The organism is Aromatoleum sp. (assembly GCF_032027225.1).
Taxonomy (GTDB): domain Bacteria; phylum Pseudomonadota; class Gammaproteobacteria; order Burkholderiales; family Rhodocyclaceae; genus Aromatoleum.
The window spans coordinates 177,974-196,834 of record NZ_JAVSMM010000005.1 but is presented as its reverse complement, the minus strand read 5'-3'; the positions used below and the strand labels follow the sequence as shown (position 1 = coordinate 196,834).

Genomic DNA, 18,861 nt, shown 5'->3' with positions numbered 1-18,861 from the left:
GCACGCGTCCGCGGCGTGCGAGCGGCCGCGCATCCCACGGGTGAAGGACGAGCCGTCGGCCCTGCCTGTTCCGTTACGTGCGCTGCTTCATCTCGCTCAGCGGCACGATTTCCGGCATCACGATGCGCTGGCGGTCGGCTTCGACCGCGGCGAGCGCGTCGGTTTCGACCATCGTCGCGAGGCAGCGGACGGTGAGGTTCTGGTAGATGCCCGTGCCCTTCACCTTCCAGGCTATCTCCTGCTCCGAGAGCGCGCGCACGAGCTTCGCCGGCGTGCCGGCGACGAGCGAGTTCGGCGGCACTTCCATGCCGGCCTTGACGAAGCTGCACGCGGCGACGAAAGAGTTCTCGCCGATCACCGCGTTGTCCATCACGACCGCGTTCATGCCGACGAGCGCGTTGCGGCGGACCGTGCAGCAGTGCAGCACCGCGCCGTGGCCGATGTGGCCGTTCTCTTCGACGACCGTGTCGTGCTCGGGAAAGCTGTGGATCACGCAGGTGTCCTGGACGTTGACGCCGGCTTCGAGGATCAGGCGGCCGAAGTCGCCGCGCAGGCTCGCGCACGGGCCGACGTAGCAGCCGGGGCCGACGATGACGTCGCCGATCAGCACGGCGCTCGGGTGGACGTAGGCGGTCGGATCGACGACCGGGACGACGCCGTCGATGGCAAAGACGCGGGGCGGTTTCATGTTCTCTCCTCGTGAGCCCGTAGTGCGGGCAGTGGGGCGTTGGAGTTTGTTGTGGGTCAGGCGGTCGGCAGCGCGCGGCCGAGCTCGACTTCGACGCGGCGCACGAGCGCGACGAGCCGCGGGCCGACATCGTCTTCGAGGCGGTCGCGCGGGAGCAGGAAAGCCGGGCCGCCGCAGTTGAAGGCCATCGCGCGCTCGCCTTCGGCGCCGGCGAGCGGAACGCCGATCGCGTTCACGTCCTTCTGCCAGTCGCCGGCCGACACGACGAAGCCGCGGTCCTGGTAGTCGCGCAGCGCCTGCTCGATGCCGGCCTTCACGCGCGGCCAGTTGTCCTCGTCGCGCAGCCGGATGTGGTCCATCAGGTAGTCGCGCTCGCCCTGCGGCAGGCCGCACAGCAGCGCGCGCCCGACCGCGGAGGTTGCGAGCGGGATGCGCGAGCCGACGTCCAGACGCAGCGTGACGTTCGCGCTGCTGCGCACGCTCTCGATGTACACCATGCTGAGCCGGTCGCGCGCGCCGATCGACACCGACACCTGCGAGTGTTCGGACAGCTCCTCCATGTACGGGCGCGCGACGCGGCGCACGTCGAGGTTCGACAGCATCGCGTAGCCGAGCGCGAGCACGCCGGCGGCGAGGCGGTAGGTGCCGCGGCTCTCGGAGAACGCGAGGTAGCCGAGCTTCGTCAGCGTGTAGGTCAGCCGCGACACCGTCGGCTTCGGCATCCCGGTGCGGCGCGCGAGCTCCGCGTTGCCGAGCTCGGTCTCGCCCGGGCGGAAGCAGCGCAGGAGTTCCAGCCCGCGCGCAAGCGCGTTGACGAACTGGCGGTCCTTGCCGTCATCGGCGAATGCCAGGGTTTCGTTGTCCATCCTTACCTCGTCTTTGCCGGTGCGGAGGTTCTCGCGCGGCGGGCGATTATCCGAAATATGGTTTCGCTACTACGCGAATTCGGACAGTTTACGGCTGCCGACAAACGCAGTATCGTCGGAGTTGTTCCAAAAATGCAAACAAAGAGTTCGCACAGCGAAACAGAGAGGAGAGAGGAAGGATGAGCGAAGTCGTCGTCGAGCGCCCCGCGCCCCAGGTTGCGGTTGTCCGTCTGAACCGGCCGGAGGCGCGCAACGCGCTGAATCAGGAAGTCCGCCAGCAGCTCGCGGAACACTTCGTCGCGCTCGGCCGCGACGCGGACGTGCGCGCGATCGTGCTGACCGGGGGCGAAAAGTACTTCGCCGCCGGCGCCGACCTGCGCGCGATGGCGGACGCCGGCGCGATCGAGATGATGCTGCGCAATACGCAGCTTCTCTGGCAGGCGATCGCGGACTGCCCGAAGCCGGTCATCGCGGCGGTCAACGGCTACGCGTGGGGCGGCGGCTGCGAGTTGGCGATGCACGCCGACATCATCGTGGCCGGCGAGAGCGCGTCGTTCTGCCAGCCCGAAGTCAAGGTCGGCATCATGCCGGGCGCCGGCGGCACGCAGCGGCTCACCCGCGCGGTCGGCAAGTTCAAGGCGATGAAGATGGTGCTGACCGGCCAGCCGGTGAGCGGCCGCGACGCGCTCGAGATGGGGCTCGCGAGCGAAGTCGTCGCGGATGCCGACGTGCAGGCGCGCGCGCTCGAACTCGCGACGCAGATCGCCGCGCTGCCGCCGCTCGCGATCATGCAGATCAAGGAAGTGCTGCTCGCCGGCCAGGACGCGTCGCTCGACGCGGCGCTGATGCTCGAGCGCAAGGCGTTCCAGCTGCTGTTCGCGAGCCGCGACCAGAAGGAGGGCATGCAGGCCTTCTTCGACAAGCGCGCGGCCGATTTCCGGGGGGCGTGAGATGTTCGACGCGAATCGGGAAGGCCTGACGCTCGGTGTCGTCGGCACCGGGCTGATGGGCCGCGGCATCGCGCAGATTGCGGTGCAGGGCGGCGTCACGGTGCGTCTTTTTGACAGTCGCGCAGGAGCGGCGGCCGAAGCGCGCGACGCGGTCGCGGACATGCTCGCGAAGCTCGCCGCGAAGGGAAAGATCGACGCCGCGGCCGCGCAGGCGGCGACGGCACGACTTACCGTCGCCGACAGCCTGCCCGATCTCGCCGGCTGCGATGTCGTCGTCGAGGCGATCGTCGAGAACCTCGACGCGAAGCGCGCGCTGTTCCGCGACCTCGAGGACATCGTCGGCGACGACTGCGTGCTCGCGACGAACACCTCGTCGCTGTCGGTGACCGCGATCGCCGCCGCGTGCCGGCGGCCGGAGCGCGTCGGCGGCTTCCATTTCTTCAGCCCGGTGCCGCTGATGAAGGTCGTCGAAATCATCGACGGCGTGCGCGGCGACCGCGCAGCCGGCGACTCGCTCGTCGCGCTCGCGCGCCGCATGGGCCATACGCCGGTGCGCGCCGCGGACACGCCGGGCTTCATCGTCAATCACGCCGGCCGCGCCTATCTCACCGAAGCGCTGCGCGTGCTCGGCGAAGGCGTCACCGATTTCGCGACCCTCGACCGCATCCTGCGCGGCGCGGCGGACTTTCGCATGGGGCCGTGCGAGCTGCTCGATCTCACCGGTCTCGACGTGTCGCATCCGGTGATGGAGTCGATCTACGACCAGTATTACCAGGAGCCGCGCTACCGGCCGTCGCCGATCACGCGCCAGCGTCTCGCCGCCGGCCTGCTCGGCCGCAAGAGCGGGCGCGGCTTCTATACGTATTCCGACGGCCGCGCCGAAGTCATCGCGCCGCCCGAAGTGCCGACTGCACCGACGACGCCGCTGTGGATCAGCCCGCGCAATGCCGAGGCTCACGCGACCGCGGTCGCGCTGCTCGATGCGCACGGCGTGATCGTCGACCGCGGCCGGCGGCCGGCCGACAACTCGGTCTGCATCGTGCTGCCGGTCGGCTCCGACGCGACCGGCGCGGCGCTCGCCGAAGGGCTCGACCCGGCGCGCACGCTCGCGCTCGATCCGCTCTTCCTCGGCGGACATTTGACGCTGATGACCAACCCGCTGACCGCGGCGGCGGCGCGCGACGTGGCGTGGGCGGCGTTTGCCGCCGGCGGGAAGCCGGTGTCGGTGATCCGCGACAGCGCCGGTTTCGTCGCGCAGCGCGTCGTCGCGATGATCGTGAACATCGGCTGCGACATCGCGCAGCAGCGCATCGCGACGCCCGAGGACATTGACGCCGCGGTGAAGCTCGGTCTCGGCTACCCGCGCGGACCGCTTGCGATGGGCGACGCGCTCGGCGCCAAGACCGTGCTCGCGATCCTCGACGGGCTGCACGACTTTTACCGCGACCCGCGCTACCGGCCGAGCCCGTGGCTCGTCCGCCGCGCGCGCCTTGGCGTCTCGCTGCTGACCCCCGAAAACTGACGAACGAAACCAATGACTCCGCAACCTCTCACCGCTCGGATCGAGCCCTTCGATTACGCCCGGGACAGGGCTGCCGAAGTCCTGCCGACGCCGTTCGACAGCCTCGCGGCGAACGCTTGCATTCGATAAAGACACCCACCACACCAAAGGAGAAACGATGCTCGACGCCTACATCTACGCCGGTCTGCGCTCGCCGATCGGCCGCCACGCCGGCCAACTCGCCGCGGTCCGCCCGGACGACCTCGCCGCCACCGTGATTCGCGAACTCGTCGCGCGCTCGCCGTTCGCGGCTGCCGACATCGAGGACGTCGTCCTCGGCTGCTCCGCGCAGGCCGGCGAGGACGCGCGCAACGTCGCGCGCCACGCGGCGCTGGTCGCGGGCCTGCCGCCGACGGTTGGCGGGCAGACGGTCAACCGGCTGTGCGGCAGCGGCCTCGCGGCGGTGCTCGACACCGCGCGCGCGGTGACCTGCGGCGAGGGCGAGCTCTTCGTCGCGGGCGGCGTCGAGAGCATGAGCCGCGCGCCCTTCGTCGTCGCGAAGGCGGAGTCGCCGTACAGCCGCGAGTTCAAGGTGTTCGACTCGACGATCGGCGCCCGCTTCCCGAATCCCCGCCTGATCGAGCAGTACGGCAACGAATCGATGCCCGAGACCGGCGACAACGTCGCCGCCGAGTTCGGCATCACGCGCGAGGCGTCGGACCGCTTCGCCGCCGCGTCGCAGGCGAAGTACGCCGCGGCGAAGGAGGCCGGTTTCTACACCGGCGAAATCCTGCCGATCGAAGTGCCGACCGGGCGCAAGACGCCGCCGCGCGTCGTCGCCGAAGACGAGCATCCGCGCCCGGAGTCGACCTACGAATCCCTCGCGAAGCTCAAGACGCTGTTCGCCGACGGCGTCGTGACCGCGGGCAACGCGTCCGGCATCAACGACGGCGCGGCCGCGCTGCTCGTCGGCAGCCGTGCCGCGGGTGAACGGGCCGGGGCGCGTCCGGCCGCGCGCATCCTCGCCGGTGCGGTCGCCGGCGTCGAGCCGCGGATCATGGGCGTCGGCCCGGCCTATGCGATCCCGAAGGCGCTCGCGCGCGCCGGCATCGCGCTGAAGGACGTCGACGTCATCGAGATCAACGAGGCGTTCGCGCCGCAGGTCCTGGGTTGCCTGAAGCTGCTCGACCTCGCGTTCGACGATCCACGCGTCAATCCGAACGGCGGCGCGATCGCGATCGGCCACCCGCTGGGCGCTTCGGGCGCACGCATCGCGCTGTCGGCGGCGCGCGAACTCGAACGGCGCAACGGGCGCTACGCGGTCGTCAGCCTGTGCATCGGCGTCGGTCAAGGGATCGCACTCGTCATCGAACGCGTCCCGGGCTGACGATCCGCAGCTTCCTTCGACGGCGCCGAGGAGCGCCGTCGAAGGGTGCAGCCCGGCCGCAAGTCGGGCTGCGTGCGGCGCTGCACTCGGGCTGCCAAAAGCTGCTTTCGAGTTGACGCCGGACAAGCCCCGAGCCTCGTCGATATCGGAGAATCCGCGTTCCTGGTACGGTCTTTCCGTGCCGCGATTTTCCTCATCATTTCAAGGACCCACGATGATCGACGACCTCACCCGCTCCCTGCTCGACACGCTCCCCCGCGGCGGCCGCTACGACCTCTCGGTCGTGCATGATGCCGAGACCGCGATGCATGCGCTGACGATCCGCGTCGACGGCGAGGAGCACCGCCCCGGCATCGGCTACGAGACGCCGGAGCAATTTGAATACGACCGCGAGCAGATCGCGAACTACCTCGTCACGCGCAAGCAGCGCGGCGGTTGCGGCGGCTGCGGCAGCTGCAGCTGCGGTTGAGATCCACTGAGGGCCGTGGCGCCGATCCGCATCGCCGTCGCGCGATCGGGCGGCGTCTGATCCTTCCGGCATCCTGCTAAACTCCGGCGCATCCCAACCCCCGGAGGATTTCGCGATGGCCGAGCCGCTGTTGATTGCGCGCACGCACGATAAGGACATCACGCTGCTGCCGCGCCTCGCGAACCGGCACGGCCTGATCACCGGCGCGACCGGCACCGGCAAGACGGTCACGCTGCAGAAGATGGCCGAATCCTTCGCGGCGATCGGCGTGCCGGTGTTCCTCGCCGACGTCAAGGGCGACCTCGCCGGCATCGGCGCCGCCGGCGTCGCGTCGGACAAGCTGATGCAGCGGCTCGCCGCGATCGGCATCACCGAGTTCACGCCGCGCGCGAACACGCCCGTGTTCTGGGACGTGTTCGGCGAGTCCGGCCACCCGGTGCGCGCGACCGTCTCGGACATGGGGCCGCTGCTCCTCGCGCGGCTGATGAACCTCAACGAGACGCAGGCCGGGGTGCTGCAGATTGTGTTCCGCGTCGCCGACGACTCGGGCCTGCTGCTGCTCGATCTCAAGGACCTGCGCGCGATGGTGCAGCACGTCGGCGAGAACGCGAAGTCGTTCACCACGCAGTACGGCAACGTTTCCGCCGCGTCGATCGGCGCGATCCAGCGCGGCCTGCTGGCGCTCGAGGAGCAGGGCGCCGACCAGTTCTTCGGCGAGCCGATGCTCGATCTCGCCGACCTGATGCAGACCGATGCCGAAGGCCGCGGCGTCATCAACGTGCTCGCCGCCGACAAGCTCTATCACTCGCCGAAGCTGTACTCGACGGTGCTGCTGTGGATGCTCGCCGAGCTCTTCGAGCAACTGCCCGAAGTCGGCGACCTCGAAAAACCGAAGCTCGTGTTCTTCTTCGACGAGGCGCACCTCTTGTTCACCGACGCCCCGAAGGCGCTGCTCGAGAAAGTCGAGCAGGTTGTGCGGCTGATCCGCTCGAAGGGCGTTGGCGTCTATTTCGTCACGCAGAACCCGCTCGACGTCCCCGAGACCGTGCTCGGCCAGCTCGGCAACCGCGTGCAGCACGCGCTGCGCGCCTTCACGCCGCGCGACCAGAAGGCGGTCAGGACCGCCGCCGAAACGATGCGGGCGAACCCGGCGTTCGACGCCGCCGCCGCAATCGCCGAGCTCGGCGTCGGCGAGGCGCTCGTGTCCTTCCTCGACGAGAAGGGCCGCCCGACGGTTGTCGAGCGTGCCTTCGTCATCGCGCCGGCCTCGCGGCTCGGGCCGCTGACGCCCGACGAGCGCCGCCAGGCGATCCAGGGGTCGGTGCTGTTCGGCCACTACGAGAAACAGCTCGATCGCGAATCGGCCTACGAGATGCTGCGCGCGAAGGCGGCGGCGTCGACCGATGCGGCACGGGAAGCCGCGGAGAAACCGGGTGCCGGAGCGGGCGAAGCCGGGGGCGCTCTCGGCGGCATGGGAGACATCCTCTTCGGCTCGACCGGACCGCGCGGCGGCAAGCGCGACGGCCTCGTCGACATCGCGGCAAAGACGGTCGCGCGCACGATCGGCAGCTCGGTCGGCCGGCAGATCGTGCGCGGCGTGCTCGGCTCGCTGTTCGGCGGCGCGCGCCGACGTTGAGGTCGCGCGGACCCCGCGTTCCGGTCCTCGGGCGAGGTTCCCCGGTCCGCTCGCTTCGATGATCCACGCGACAAACAGCGTCGGGCTGCTGTTCGCGGTGCTCGGCGCGATCGGCTTCTCGTTCAAGGCGATCCTCGTGAAGCTCGCGTACCGTTACGGCGTCGACGCCGAGACGCTGCTCGCGCTGCGGATGGGCCTGTCGCTGCCGTTCTTCGTCGCGATGGGCGTCGTCGCGGACCGGCGCGCGAAGTCGCGGCTCACCGGCGGCGACTGGCTGTGGATGGCGGCGCTCGGCTTTTCCGGCTACTACCTCGCGAGCTACCTCGACTTTCTCGGCCTGCGCTACATCACCGCCGCGCTCGAACGGCTGATCCTGTTCCTGTACCCGACGGTCGTGATCCTGTTGTCGGCGATCTTCCTCGGCAAGCCGATCGACCGCCGCACCATCACCGCGCTCGCGCTGTGCTACGCGGGCATCGGGCTCGCGCTCGGGCACGATCTGCGCGTCACCGGCGAGGCGGGCCAGGTCATCCTCGGCAGCGCGCTGGTGTTCGCGAGCGCGCTGTCGTACGCGCTGTACCTGATGGGCAATGGCCAGGTCGTCGGGCGGCTCGGCGCGACGCGCGTCACCGCATTCGCGACGATGATCGCGTGCGTGTTGTCGATCGCGCAGTTCCTCGTGCTGCGGCCGCTGTCGGCGCTGGTGCTGCCGTGGCAGGTCTACGCGCTCGGGCTCGCGATGGCGCTGTTCTCGACGGTCGCGCCGGTGTGGCTGGTGTCGGAGGCGATCCGCCGCCTCGGCGCCGGACCGGTGTCGCTGACCGGCACGCTCGGCCCGGTCGTGACGATCTTCCTCGGCTGGCTGCTGCTCGACGAGTCGATCGGCCCGGGGCAGATCGCCGGCGCCGCGCTCGTGATCGGCGGCGTGCTGGTGATGGCGCGGCGACGCTGAACGACCGCTCGGGCACTCGCGGCGGCGACCGCCGGTCCAATCCGACGACGTTGCCCGCGAAGGAGGTGCCCGATGACGCCAGAATCCGTCGTATCGCTGATCGCCGAAATCGAAGCCGAGGACCGGCTCGATTTCGGCGACCTCGCGCTAGGCGAGAACGAAGCGCGCAGCCTGATGGCGAATCACTTCTGCGAACTCGACCGCAAGCTCGCCGAACATGGTCTGACGGCCGAGGCGAGGCTCGAGATCATGGCCGCGATCGCCGCGCACACGATGGTCGAGAACATGGTCCTCCACCTGGGCCATTTGCGCAGCGCAGCCGGCCAGGCGGATTTCCGCGCCTGGATGCGGCGGCACGGGCTCGGGTGAGTCGTGTCCGCCGCGGGTCGAGTCAGCCGAGCTTCAGGCGCTCGCAGATCGACGTCGTCAGGCCGGCCTGGTTCATGCTGTAGAAATGCAGTCCGGGCGCGCCGGCGGCGAGCAGGCGCTCGCACAGGCTGGTGACGACGTCGAGGCCGAACGCGCGGATCGACTCCGCGTCGTCGCCGTAGGCCTCGAATTTCCTGCGCATCCAGCGCGGGATCTCCGCACCGCAGGCGTCGGAGAAGCGCGCGAGTTTCGAGAAGCTCGCGATCGGCATGATGCCGGGGACGATCGGGATGTCGACGCCCAGCGCGCGCACTTCGTCGACGAAATGCAGGTACGCGTCGGGGTTGTAGAAGTACTGCGTGATCGCCGAGTCGGCGCCGGCGTCGGCCTTGCGCTTGAACGCCGCGAGGTCGTCCTTCGGGCTCTTCGCCTGCGGGTGCCATTCGGGGTAGGCGGCGACCTCGATGCGGAAGCGGTCGCCGGTTTCGGCGCGGATGAATTCGACGAGCTCGTTGGCGAAGCGGAATTCTCCCGGGTCGCCGACGCCCGACGGCAGGTCGCCGCGCAAAGCGACGATGCGGCGGATGCCGGCGGCGGCGTAGTCGTCGAGGATTTCGCGGATGCCGGCGCGCGTCGAGCCGATGCACGACAGGTGCGGCGCGGCCTCGAAGCCGTCGGCGGCGATCTCCTTGACCGTCGCGAACGTGCGCTCGCGCGTCGAGCCGCCGGCGCCGTAAGTCACCGAGAAGAACGACGGTTTGAGCCGCGCGAGCTTCGCGCGCGTCGCCGCGAGCTTGTCGACGCCTTCGGGCGTCTGCGGCGGGAAGAACTCGATGGAAAGTTCGGGTTTCTGCATCGCGCCCTCGCTCAGTAGCGGTAGTGCGCCGACTTGTACGGCCCTTCGACCGGCACGCCGATGTACGCGGCCTGGTCCGGGCGCAGCTCGGTCAGTTGCGCGTTGAGCTTCTTCAGTTGCAGCCGCGCGACCTTCTCGTCGAGATGCTTCGGCAGCGTATACACGCCGACCGGGTAGTCCGCGGTGCGCGTGTAGAGCTCGATCTGCGCGATTGTCTGGTTCGCGAACGACGAGCTCATCACGTAGCTCGGGTGGCCGGTCGCGCAGCCGAGGTTCACGAGGCGACCCTTCGCGAGCAGGATGATGCGTTTGCCGTTCGGGAAGATCACGTGATCGACCTGCGGCTTGATCTCTTCCCACTCATACTTCTCGATCGACGCGACGTCGATCTCGTTGTCGAAGTGGCCGATGTTGCAGACGATCGCCTGGTCCTTCATCGCCGCCATGTGATCGTGCGTGATCACGTGGTAATTGCCGGTGCAGGTGACGAAGATGTCGGCCTTGTCGGCGGCGTAGTCCATCGTCACGACGCGGTAGCCTTCCATCGCCGCCTGCAGCGCGCAGATCGGGTCGATCTCGGTGACCCACACCTGCGCCGACAGCGCGCGCAGCGCCTGCGCCGAGCCCTTGCCGACGTCTCCGTAGCCGCAGACGAGCGCAACCTTGCCCGCGACCATCACGTCGGTCGCACGCTTGATGCCGTCGACGAGCGACTCGCGGCAGCCGTACAGGTTGTCGAACTTCGACTTCGTGACCGAATCGTTGACGTTGATCGCCGGGAACTTCAGCTCGCCACGCTCGTGCATCTGGTACAGGCGATGCACGCCGGTCGTCGTCTCCTCGGTGACGCCCTTGATCGCGGCGAGCCGCACCGAGTACCACGCCGGGTCCGTCGCGAGCTTCGCCTTGATCGCGGCGAAGAGGATGCGCTCCTCCTCCGAGCCGGGGTTCGCCAGCACGCCGAGGTCCTTCTCGGCGCGGGCGCCGAGGTGCAGCAGCAGCGTCGCGTCGCCGCCGTCGTCGAGGATCATGTTGCTGTAGACGGCCGCGCCGTTCGACGCCGGCCATTCGAAGATCCGGTGCGTGTAGTCCCAGTAGTCGGCGAGCGACTCGCCCTTGACCGCGAACACCGGCACGCCCGACGCCGCGATCGCCGCCGCGGCGTGGTCCTGCGTCGAGAAGATATTGCACGACGCCCAGCGCACTTCGGCGCCGAGCGCGGTCAACGTCTCGATCAGCACCGCGGTCTGGATCGTCATGTGCAGCGAGCCCGTGATGCGCGCGCCGCGCAACGGCTGCGCCGCCGCGAATTCCTCGCGGATCGCCATCAGGCCGGGCATCTCGGTTTCGGCGATGCGGATTTCCTTGCGGCCCCAGTCGGCGAGTGCGAGGTCGGCGATGACGTAGTCGGTGAATTTGTCAGCCACAGAGTTCATGAGCGTTCCTTGAACGTGTGGCCGGGAAGGGGTGCTGCGGTGGGCTCACCTTGTCACCCCGTGCCCGGCACGGGTTAAGGTGAGCGCGGTTTTGTAGGGCCGAGCCTGGGACGGAAGTCTCGCAGCGCTCCTCGGCAGGCGGCGATTATAACCTCGGCAGCTACCGCGGCAAGCGATTCGTTGCGCGATGTGACATAAAACGAGACGAATTGAATTTAAAAACGAGACAAGCGCGTGGATCCTGAAGATCCCCAACCGCGATAACGGCCCGCGGTCCGCGACGCCGGCCACGCAAACTCTGCGACAAGGAGTTCCGATGCTCAGATATGTCCTGACCCTCGCCGGCGCGCTCGCCGCTTCCGCAAACTCGCTCGCCGCCGAGCCGGCGCCGAACGGCATCACGATGCCCGAAGGCTACCGTGACTGGCCGGTGCTCGCGGTGCATTACCGATCGGACAACGATACCTTGCGCGCGGTGCTCGGCAACGATGTCGCGCAGAAGGCGGCGCGCGAAGGCAAGACGAATCCGTGGCCCGACGGCACGACTTTCGCGAAGCTCGTCTGGAAGGCGGTCAAGCACGATCGCTGGGAAACGGCCGCGATACCGGGCGACCTGGTGCATGTGGAGTTCATGACGAAGGGCGCCGAGAAATACGCCTCGACCGGTGGCTGGGGTTACGCGCGCTGGGTCGGGATGGAGCTGAAGCCTTACGGCAAGGACGCGAATTTCGTGCAGGAATGCCTCGGCTGCCATACGCCGGTGAAGGACCGCGATTACGTTTTCACGCATCCGGTGAAAGTGCCGGAGTGACCCGCGCCGGACCGCACGCGAGCGGAGCGTTTCACCTCGTTCGGTAGTCCGGCCGCTCGCGCGAGCAGCTTGGCGCGCGAGCGCTCCGTCTTCCGCGCCGCTTATCCGGATTTCGCGTCGCGCGACCCGGGGCGCCGCTTCGCGCGCGCTTCGTCGAGGAAGCCACACAGTTGCGCGGTGCCGTCGAGAAGCCGGGGTGTGTGGCGCTGGATGAGTTCGGGCGGGATGAAGTAGAGATTGTCGCTGGCCACCGCGGCGAGCTTCGGCCAGCGTTTCCACTGGTCGAGCCAGTCGGGGCGGGCTTCGCCCATGCCGCTGGCGACGATCACTTCGGGGTCGGCCGCGAGCACGCCCTCGACGCCGATCGTCGGCGCGAGCTGCGGCAACGCACCGAACACGTTCTCGCCGCCGCACAGCCGGATCGCGTCCGAAATCAGGTGTTCGTCGTTGATGGTCATCAGCGGCTTGTCCCAGATCTGGTAGAACATCCGTACACGCGGGCGAGCGCCGTAACGCCGCGCGAGCTCGTCGCGCCGCGCGCGGAAAGCGTCGGCGGCGCTGCGGGCGGCGCGCTCGGTGCCGGCGAGCACCCCCAGGCTTTCCAGGCTGCGCGCGACGTCGTCGAAGCTGCGCGGCTCGTTCACATAGACCGGAATACCGAGCGCGGCGAGCTTGTCGAGGTGCGCGTCGCGATTGCCGGTTTTCCACGCGATCACGAGGTCGGGTTTCAGCGCGGCGACGGCCTCCATGTCGATGTTGCCGTAGCCGCCGACGCGCGGCAGCTTGCGGGCTACTTCCGGGTAGTCGCTGTAGGCGACCGCGCCGACGACCTGCGCGCCGGCGCCGGCCGCGAACAATAGCTCGGTGACGTGTGGCGCGAGGCTGACGATGCGCTGCGCGGGACGCGCGAGGCGGACTTTCCGGCCGGCGTCGTCCACGACGGCGAGTTCGGCATGCAGCGGCGTCGCGACGACGGCCGTGGCGAGCACGGCGGCAAAGGGAAAGAGCTTCGGCAAGGGCATCGGGGAGGACCTTCGGTCGGGTGGTCAGGCGGAATCGGCGCTGCGGGCGGACATCCCGCCGGGCTCGAAGCGCGCCAGCGGGATGCGGGCGGGCAACGCGTCCGGGCCTGGCGTCGCGGTGGTGGGCAGCGGGACGTCGGCAGTCGTGGGTGCGGCGGGTGGGAGGTAAGGCTCGGCGGTCTCGCAGCCCTGTCCGCCGCCCGTCGCGAGTCTTCGCGCGATCGCGTGGATTGCGTCGAATCGTCCCGCGCACCACGCCGGCGCGAGCAGCGTCGGAGCGTTCGCGGTCGCGGAGACGCGGTGATAGACGACCGAGGCCGGCGTGCGGCGAATCATCGCGGCCGCGAGCTCGGCATACGTTTCGAGGTCCGGTGGGCTCACGTCCCCGCGTCGCCACGCGCTCGCGAGCCGGCTGCCGCGGACGATCATCAGCGGGTGCAGCTTCAGTCCGGCGACGCCGAGGTCGAGCACGCGCCCGAGCGTGACGAGGCTCGCCGCCGGCGCTTCGCCGGGGAGGCCGACGATCAGGTGCGTGCATACCGGGATGTTTCGGGCATGGGCGCGCTGCACGGCGTCCGCGTACGCGGCAAAGCCATGTCCGCGATTGATGCGGTCGAGCGTGTCGTCGAACGCGCTCTGCAGCCCGAGTTCGAGCCACACTTCGAAGCCGCGCTCGCGGTAGCCGGCGAGGAGGTCGAGCACCGCGTCGGGCACGCAGTCCGGCCGCGTGCCGACGCACAGCCCGACGACGTCGGCACCGGCGAGTGCCTGCTCATACAGCCGTTGCAGCGTCTCGACCTCGGCGTAGGTGCTCGTGTAAGCCTGGAAGTACGCGAGATAGCGCCGCGCGCGGTCCATCTTCGCGCGGCCCGCGGCGAGTTGGAGCGCGATCGGTTCGGGCGACGTGCGGTTGAACGAGCGCACGTTGCAAAAGCTGCAGCCGCCACGGCCGAGCGTGCCGTCGCGGTTCGGGCAGGTGAAGTCGCCGTGCAGCGGGAGCTTATGCACCCGCTCGCCGAAGCGATGCTTCAGATGTTGGCCGATCGTATTGACGTGAAGATCGAGTTGCATCGGTGGTGAAGCTGTTCCGTTTCCGGCTTTCGGCCGGTTCGTGGCGGTTTCCGTTTGCCGCGGTTCGTGATGCGAGGTTCCGGGTGACGCGCCCGACGTGGCGTTCAAACCCCGACGTCGGCGCTGATCCGGGTCGGGTCGCGAGCGATTTCGTCGAGTGCCTGCGCGAGTCGAGTCCATCCCGCCTCGTTCCCCGGCAGGCCGAAACGCAGGCTCGCCGGCTGGTCGAAGCCGCGGACGAGGATGCCCCTGCGCGCGAAGCGGTGCTGCAGCGCGGCCGCGTGGGGATGGCGCAACCACTGGAACAGCGCCGGGCCCGACGGCTCGCCGAGTCCCGATTCGCGCAGCAATCCGGCGAGCCGGGCGGCGTCGCGAGCGAGTTGTGCGCGCGTCTCGTGTTGCCATTCCTGGTCCGCGAGCGCGGCGGTCGCGACATGGCGAGCGGGCCCGCAAATCGGCCAGGGTCCGAGACGGTCGCCGAGTTCGCGGCGAAGCTCGGCCGGAGCGAACACGAAGCCGACCCGCGCGCCGGCGAGGCCGAAGAACTTGCCGAGCGAACGCAGCACGACGAGGTTCGCGCGGCCGGCGTCGGCGGCGAGGCTTTCGTCGGGGGCGGCGTCGATGAAGGCTTCGTCGACGACCAGCCAGCCGCCGCGTGCCGCGAGCCGCGCGTGCCAGTCGAGCAGGAGTTTCCGCCCGAACAGCGCGCCCGATGGGTTGTTCGGGTTCACGAGCACGAGGACGTCGGTATCGGCGAGCGCGCGGTCGATGTCGTCCTCCGCGCACGCGCGCACCGGGCGGCCGCGCCACGCGTGCGGGTGTTCGGCGTAGGTCGGCGCGAGCACGGTGACGCGATCGCCCGCAATCAGCGCCGGCAGGGCCTGGATCGCGGCCTGCGAACCGGCGACCGCGAGCAGCTCGTCGCTGCCGTAATAGCGCGCGGCGGCGACCTCGAGCCCGTCGTCGTCTTCGGGCAGACGCTGCCAGGCTTCGGACGGAATTGCCGGGATCGGGTAGCCGCGCGGATTGATGCCGGTCGACAGGTCCAGCCAGTCCGCGAGCGGAATGCGGTAGCGCTCGGCGGCGCGGCGCAGGCGTCCGCCGTGTTCAAGCATCGTGGTCCTCCGGGAAGGCAATGCCGCGCGCGGGCCGCGCGGCCGAAGCGGGATTTTGGCGGCCCGTGTCGTCGGGACAAGGCATCAGCCCAGCTCCGCGAGCGAAGCGGCGAGCGCCGCGGCCGCGACGACGCCGAGCCACAGCAGCATCCCGTGGCGCACGAGCGTCACTGCGCGGCGCACGCTTTGCGCGTCGGCCGGCGCGCCGCAGCCGAGCGGCGGACGCTGCTCTTCCCGGCCGTGGTAGATCGCCGCGCCGCCGAGCTGCACGGCGAGCGCGCCGGCGCCCGCCGCCATCACCGGGCCGGCGTTCGGGCTGTCCCAGGTCGGCGCCTGCTCGCGCCAGCACGCGAGCGCCGAGCGGGTGCGGCCGAGGACGGCATAGGTCAGCGCCGTCAGCCGCGCCGGCACCCAGTTCAACGCGTCGTCGAGGCGCGCCGCGGCCCAGCCGAAGCGGATGAAGCGCTCGTTGCGGTAGCCCCACATCGCGTCGAGCGTGTTCGCGAGCCGGAACAGCAGCGCTCCGGACCCGCCGGCGACGCAGAACCAGAACAGCGCGCCGAACACGGCGTCGTTGCCGTTCTCGAGCACCGACTCGGTGCCGGCCTTCGCGACGCCGGTGGCGTCGAGCGCGCGGGTGTCGCGGCTGACGATGCGGCCGACATGCTCGCGCGCGGCGGCGAGGTCGCCCGCGGCGAGCGGTGCCGCGATCGCTTCGGCATGGTCCGCGAGGCTGCGCGCGCCGAGCGCGAAATACAGCAGGCCGATGTCGACCGCCCATTGCGCGGCCGGATGCAGCCCGCGTGCGACGAGCGCGAGCGCGACCCAGGGCGCGACCGCGACCAGCCACGCGAGCAAGCCCGCCGCACGCGCCGGCAGCAGGCGTCGCGCCGGCGCTTCGAGCCGGGCCGCCCAACGGCCGAAACCGACGAGCGGGTGGAAGCGCCGCGGCTCGCCGAGGAGGCGATCGGCGAGAATGCCGGCGGCAAGTTTGATCAGCAGCGAAATCATCGGCGAGGCTTATCGGCGATAATCCGCCGCTTTGAAAGAGCCGGGATTTTACGTCATGCCAAACGCTGCCGCCCTGATGGTTCAGGGGACGACCTCGGATGCCGGGAAAAGCACGCTCGTCGCGGGGCTCGCGCGGCTGCTCGCGCGGCGCGGCGTGCGCGTCGCGCCGTTCAAGCCGCAGAACATGGCGCTGAACTCCGCGGTGACCGTCGACGGCGGCGAGATCGGCCGCGCGCAGGCGCTGCAGGCGCTCGCGGCCGGCCTCGAGCCGCACACCGACTTCAACCCGGTGCTGCTGAAGCCGGCGACCGACATCGGCGCGCAAGTCGTCATCCACGGCAAGGTCGCCGCGAACCTGTCGGCGCGCGACTACCACGCCTACAAGCCGACCGCGATGGCCGCGGTGATGGCCTCGTGGAACCGGCTGCTCGCCGCGTACGAATGCGTGCTCGTCGAAGGCGCCGGCAGCCCGGCCGAGATCAACCTGCGCGATCGCGACATCGCGAACATGGGCTTCGCGGAAGCCGCGGACGTGCCCGTGATCCTCGTCGCCGACATCGACCGCGGCGGCGTCTTCGCGCACCTCGTCGGCACGCTCGAGCTGCTGTCGCCATCCGAGCGCGCGCGCGTGAAAGGCTTCGTCATCAATCGCTTCCGCGGCGATCTCGGCCTGCTGCAGCCGGGCCTCGACTGGCTCGAGGAGCGCACCGGCCGACCGGTGTTCGGCGTGCTGCCCTACCTGCACGGACTTTTCCTCGATGCCGAGGACGGACTTGCCGACGCGCGCGCGGACAAGGGCGATGCGCGGCTCGTCGTCGTTGCACCGGTCTATCCGCGCATCTCGAACCACACCGACCTCGACGCGCTGCGGCTGCATCCGCAGGTCGATTTCCGCTGGGTCGGCCCCGGCCAGGCGCTGCCGCCGGCCGACCTGATCGTGCTGCCCGGCTCGAAGAGCGTGCAGGCCGACCTCGCGTGGCTGCGCGCGCAAGGCTGGGATGCGGCGATCCGGCGACACCTGCGCTACGGCGGCAAGCTCGTCGGCATCTGCGGCGGCTTCCAGATGCTCGGCACGCGGCTGCACGACCCGCTCGGGCTCGAAGGCGGCGACGGCAGCACGTCGGGGCTCGGCCTGCTGGAAATGGAAACGACGCTCGAAGCGGAAAAGTGCCTCGAAAACACGCGCGGCACGCTGGCTTTGCCTGGCGCCCCGGCTGCGGCAGGTTACGAGATCCACATGGGCGTGAGCCGCGGCGCGGCGCTCGACCGGCCCGCGCTGCGGTTCGCCGATGGGCGCGGCGACGGCGCGCTGTCCGACGACGGCCAGATCCTCGGCACTTATCTGCACGGCCTCTTCGACACGCCCGCCGCGCTGTCCGCGCTGCTCGCATGGGCCGGCGCCGGCGACGTCGAGACCGTCGACCTCGCCGCCCGCCGCGAAGCCGACCTCGACCGGCTCGCCGACGCGATCGAACGGCATCTCGACCTCGCTCGACTGTTTCCCGCGGAGTGGGGCGGCGGCAGCGCGCAGCCGTAGCAACCGTAGGGCCGAAAAGCGCAAGTCTTCCGCCGCATGGCCGACCTCTCGCGCACGTCCTGACGTACCGACCGGCGGATAACGCCTTCGGCTAATCCGCCTCGCGGGAACCGGTAGGTCAGGATTCATAGGGCGGAAAAAGCGCGGCGCCTTCGGCCGCATGGCCGGCGCCCGCGCACGGCGCGCTCATCGCCGGACAACGCCTACGGCGCATCCGTCCCATTTGACTCCGCCGGCACCGCTCAGCGGCCGGTGAACTGCGGCTTGCGTTTGGCGAAGAACGCGTCGAGTCCTTCGCGGTAATCCGCGGTGTCGAGGAAGGCGAACGCATCGCGCTTTTCCGCGACCGTCAGCGGTTCGCCCTGCATCAGCCGGCGCACCCACTGCTTGTGCCAGCGCGCGACGAGCGGCGCGCCCGCGGCGATGCGCTCGGCGCTGGCGAGGGCCTCGTCGATGACCTTTTCGTCGTCGACGATCCGGGTCAGCAAGCCCTTCTGCAAGGCCTCCTGTGCAGTCAGGATGCGGCCTTCGAGCAGGATCTCGAGCAGCGTCGCGGGGCCGACGAGCGCGAGCAAACCCGCCATCTCCCCCGGGTACATCGAAAAACCGAGCCGGTTGATTGGCGCGCCGAAGCGCGAGGACGCGCCGGCGATGCGCAGGTCGCAGCAGCCGGCGATCTCGAGTCCGCCGCCGACGCATGCGCCGTGGATCGCGGCAACGGTCGGTATCGGACACGCCCGGATCGCGTCGAGCGCGGTGGCGACGAGCTCGTCGTGATAGTGCAGCGCGTCGTCGACGGTTGCGCGCACGGTGAGGAATTCCTCGATGTCGCCGCCGGCGGCGAACGCCTTGTCGCCGGCGCCGCGCAGGATCAGGCAGCGCAGCGACGCGTCGGCCGCGACGCGGTCGAGCGCTTCGCGCAGCGCCGTCCACATCGCCGAATCGATGGCATTGAGCTTGTCCGGATTGGATAGCTGCAGGGTCGCGATCGCGCCCTCGCGGGAGAAGAGGATTTCGCCGTTCATACCGGGATTTCTCAAAAAGACGTTCCGTAGATACCTGTTTTTTCGTAAAAAACTTTGGCGAATCAAATTATTCTATTCGCCCGGGAAAAGCCTCCATACCGTATGGTATGGAGTCCGCTAGATGATATATCATCCGCCGCGCCGCAATGGCCGCGTCAG

At 69.6% G+C, this 18,861-nt stretch carries 18 protein-coding genes and 1 riboswitch; of the genes, 9 read left to right on the top strand and 9 right to left on the bottom strand.

What is annotated here, in order from left to right; translation table 11 throughout:
* Positions 1 to 73: 73 nt before the first annotated feature.
* Complete coding sequence (locus tag ROZ37_RS08365) at positions 74 to 688, bottom strand: phenylacetic acid degradation protein PaaY (RefSeq protein WP_312658840.1); 615 nt, start codon at positions 686 to 688, stop codon at positions 74 to 76.
* A gap of 56 nt (positions 689 to 744) precedes the next feature.
* Entirely contained in the window at positions 745 to 1,554 is an 810-nt protein-coding gene (locus tag ROZ37_RS08360) for an IclR family transcriptional regulator (RefSeq protein ID WP_312658838.1), read from the bottom strand.
* A 179-nt stretch (positions 1,555 to 1,733) separates the two neighbouring features.
* Between ROZ37_RS08360 and ROZ37_RS08355 the strand changes: the two genes are divergently transcribed.
* From ROZ37_RS08355 to ROZ37_RS08325, 7 genes are all read left to right on the top strand, one after another.
* Positions 1,734 to 2,504, top strand: a complete 771-nt coding sequence (locus ROZ37_RS08355; protein ID WP_312658836.1) for an enoyl-CoA hydratase — start codon at positions 1,734 to 1,736, stop codon at positions 2,502 to 2,504.
* Between the two features lies 1 nt (position 2,505).
* Positions 2,506 to 4,026: a 3-hydroxyacyl-CoA dehydrogenase gene (locus tag ROZ37_RS08350; RefSeq protein ID WP_312658835.1), complete on the top strand. Its 1,521-nt coding sequence runs from the start codon at positions 2,506 to 2,508 to the stop codon at positions 4,024 to 4,026.
* A 157-nt stretch (positions 4,027 to 4,183) separates the two neighbouring features.
* Entirely contained in the window at positions 4,184 to 5,392 is a 1,209-nt protein-coding gene (locus ROZ37_RS08345) for a 3-oxoadipyl-CoA thiolase (protein ID WP_312658834.1), read from the top strand.
* Between the two features lie 214 nt (positions 5,393 to 5,606).
* Positions 5,607 to 5,861, top strand: coding sequence for a hypothetical protein (locus ROZ37_RS08340; protein WP_312658833.1), 255 nt, complete (start codon positions 5,607 to 5,609; stop codon positions 5,859 to 5,861).
* Between the two features lie 115 nt (positions 5,862 to 5,976).
* Positions 5,977 to 7,497, top strand: a complete 1,521-nt coding sequence (locus ROZ37_RS08335) for a helicase HerA-like domain-containing protein (protein ID WP_312658832.1) — start codon at positions 5,977 to 5,979, stop codon at positions 7,495 to 7,497.
* Positions 7,498 to 7,555: 58 nt separating this feature from the next.
* Positions 7,556 to 8,449: a DMT family transporter gene (locus ROZ37_RS08330; protein WP_312658830.1), complete on the top strand. Its 894-nt coding sequence runs from the start codon at positions 7,556 to 7,558 to the stop codon at positions 8,447 to 8,449.
* A 72-nt stretch (positions 8,450 to 8,521) separates the two neighbouring features.
* On the top strand, positions 8,522 to 8,818 hold the full coding sequence (locus ROZ37_RS08325) for a hypothetical protein (RefSeq protein WP_312658829.1): 297 nt from the start codon (positions 8,522 to 8,524) through the stop codon (positions 8,816 to 8,818).
* A 22-nt stretch (positions 8,819 to 8,840) separates the two neighbouring features.
* On the opposite strand, the gene metF is transcribed toward ROZ37_RS08325, so the two are convergent.
* Both metF and ahcY read right to left on the bottom strand, forming a co-directional pair.
* Positions 8,841 to 9,674 carry a methylenetetrahydrofolate reductase [NAD(P)H] gene (metF, locus tag ROZ37_RS08320; RefSeq protein WP_312658828.1) on the bottom strand — a complete coding sequence of 278 codons (834 nt, stop codon included), beginning with the start codon at positions 9,672 to 9,674 and terminating at the stop codon, positions 8,841 to 8,843.
* An 11-nt stretch (positions 9,675 to 9,685) separates the two neighbouring features.
* Positions 9,686 to 11,110, bottom strand: a complete 1,425-nt coding sequence (gene ahcY / locus ROZ37_RS08315; RefSeq protein WP_312658827.1) for an adenosylhomocysteinase — start codon at positions 11,108 to 11,110, stop codon at positions 9,686 to 9,688.
* Positions 11,111 to 11,184: 74 nt separating this feature from the next.
* Positions 11,185 to 11,249: riboswitch (S-adenosyl-L-homocysteine riboswitch) on the bottom strand.
* A 177-nt stretch (positions 11,250 to 11,426) separates the two neighbouring features.
* Here ahcY and ROZ37_RS08310 point away from each other — a divergent pair.
* Positions 11,427 to 11,921 carry a cytochrome P460 family protein gene (locus tag ROZ37_RS08310; RefSeq protein WP_312658826.1) on the top strand — a complete coding sequence of 165 codons (495 nt, stop codon included), beginning with the start codon at positions 11,427 to 11,429 and terminating at the stop codon, positions 11,919 to 11,921.
* 101 nt (positions 11,922 to 12,022) lie between these two features.
* Here the strand turns inward: ROZ37_RS08310 and ROZ37_RS08305 are convergent, their stop codons facing one another.
* The 4 genes from ROZ37_RS08305 to cbiB all read right to left on the bottom strand — a co-directional run bounded on the left by ROZ37_RS08305 (position 12,023) and on the right by cbiB (position 16,140).
* The gene (locus tag ROZ37_RS08305; RefSeq protein WP_312658825.1) at positions 12,023 to 12,943 is read right to left on the bottom strand and encodes a cobalamin-binding protein; all 921 of its coding nucleotides are present in this window, start codon (positions 12,941 to 12,943) and stop codon (positions 12,023 to 12,025) included.
* A 24-nt stretch (positions 12,944 to 12,967) separates the two neighbouring features.
* Complete coding sequence (locus ROZ37_RS08300; protein ID WP_312658824.1) at positions 12,968 to 14,014, bottom strand: TIGR01212 family radical SAM protein; 1,047 nt, start codon at positions 14,012 to 14,014, stop codon at positions 12,968 to 12,970.
* 104 nt (positions 14,015 to 14,118) lie between these two features.
* On the bottom strand, positions 14,119 to 15,129 hold the full coding sequence (gene cobD, locus ROZ37_RS08295; protein ID WP_312658823.1) for a threonine-phosphate decarboxylase CobD: 1,011 nt from the start codon (positions 15,127 to 15,129) through the stop codon (positions 14,119 to 14,121).
* Between the two features lie 84 nt (positions 15,130 to 15,213).
* Entirely contained in the window at positions 15,214 to 16,140 is a 927-nt protein-coding gene (gene cbiB, locus ROZ37_RS08290; RefSeq protein WP_312658822.1) for an adenosylcobinamide-phosphate synthase CbiB, read from the bottom strand.
* Between the two features lie 55 nt (positions 16,141 to 16,195).
* Here cbiB and ROZ37_RS08285 point away from each other — a divergent pair, with 55 nt between their 5' ends.
* Positions 16,196 to 17,677: a cobyric acid synthase gene (locus tag ROZ37_RS08285; protein ID WP_312658821.1), complete on the top strand. Its 1,482-nt coding sequence runs from the start codon at positions 16,196 to 16,198 to the stop codon at positions 17,675 to 17,677.
* Positions 17,678 to 17,919: 242 nt separating this feature from the next.
* Here ROZ37_RS08285 and ROZ37_RS08280 read toward each other — a convergent pair whose 3' ends face one another.
* Entirely contained in the window at positions 17,920 to 18,702 is a 783-nt protein-coding gene (locus tag ROZ37_RS08280) for an enoyl-CoA hydratase-related protein (RefSeq protein WP_312658820.1), read from the bottom strand.
* Positions 18,703 to 18,861 lie beyond the last annotated feature (159 nt).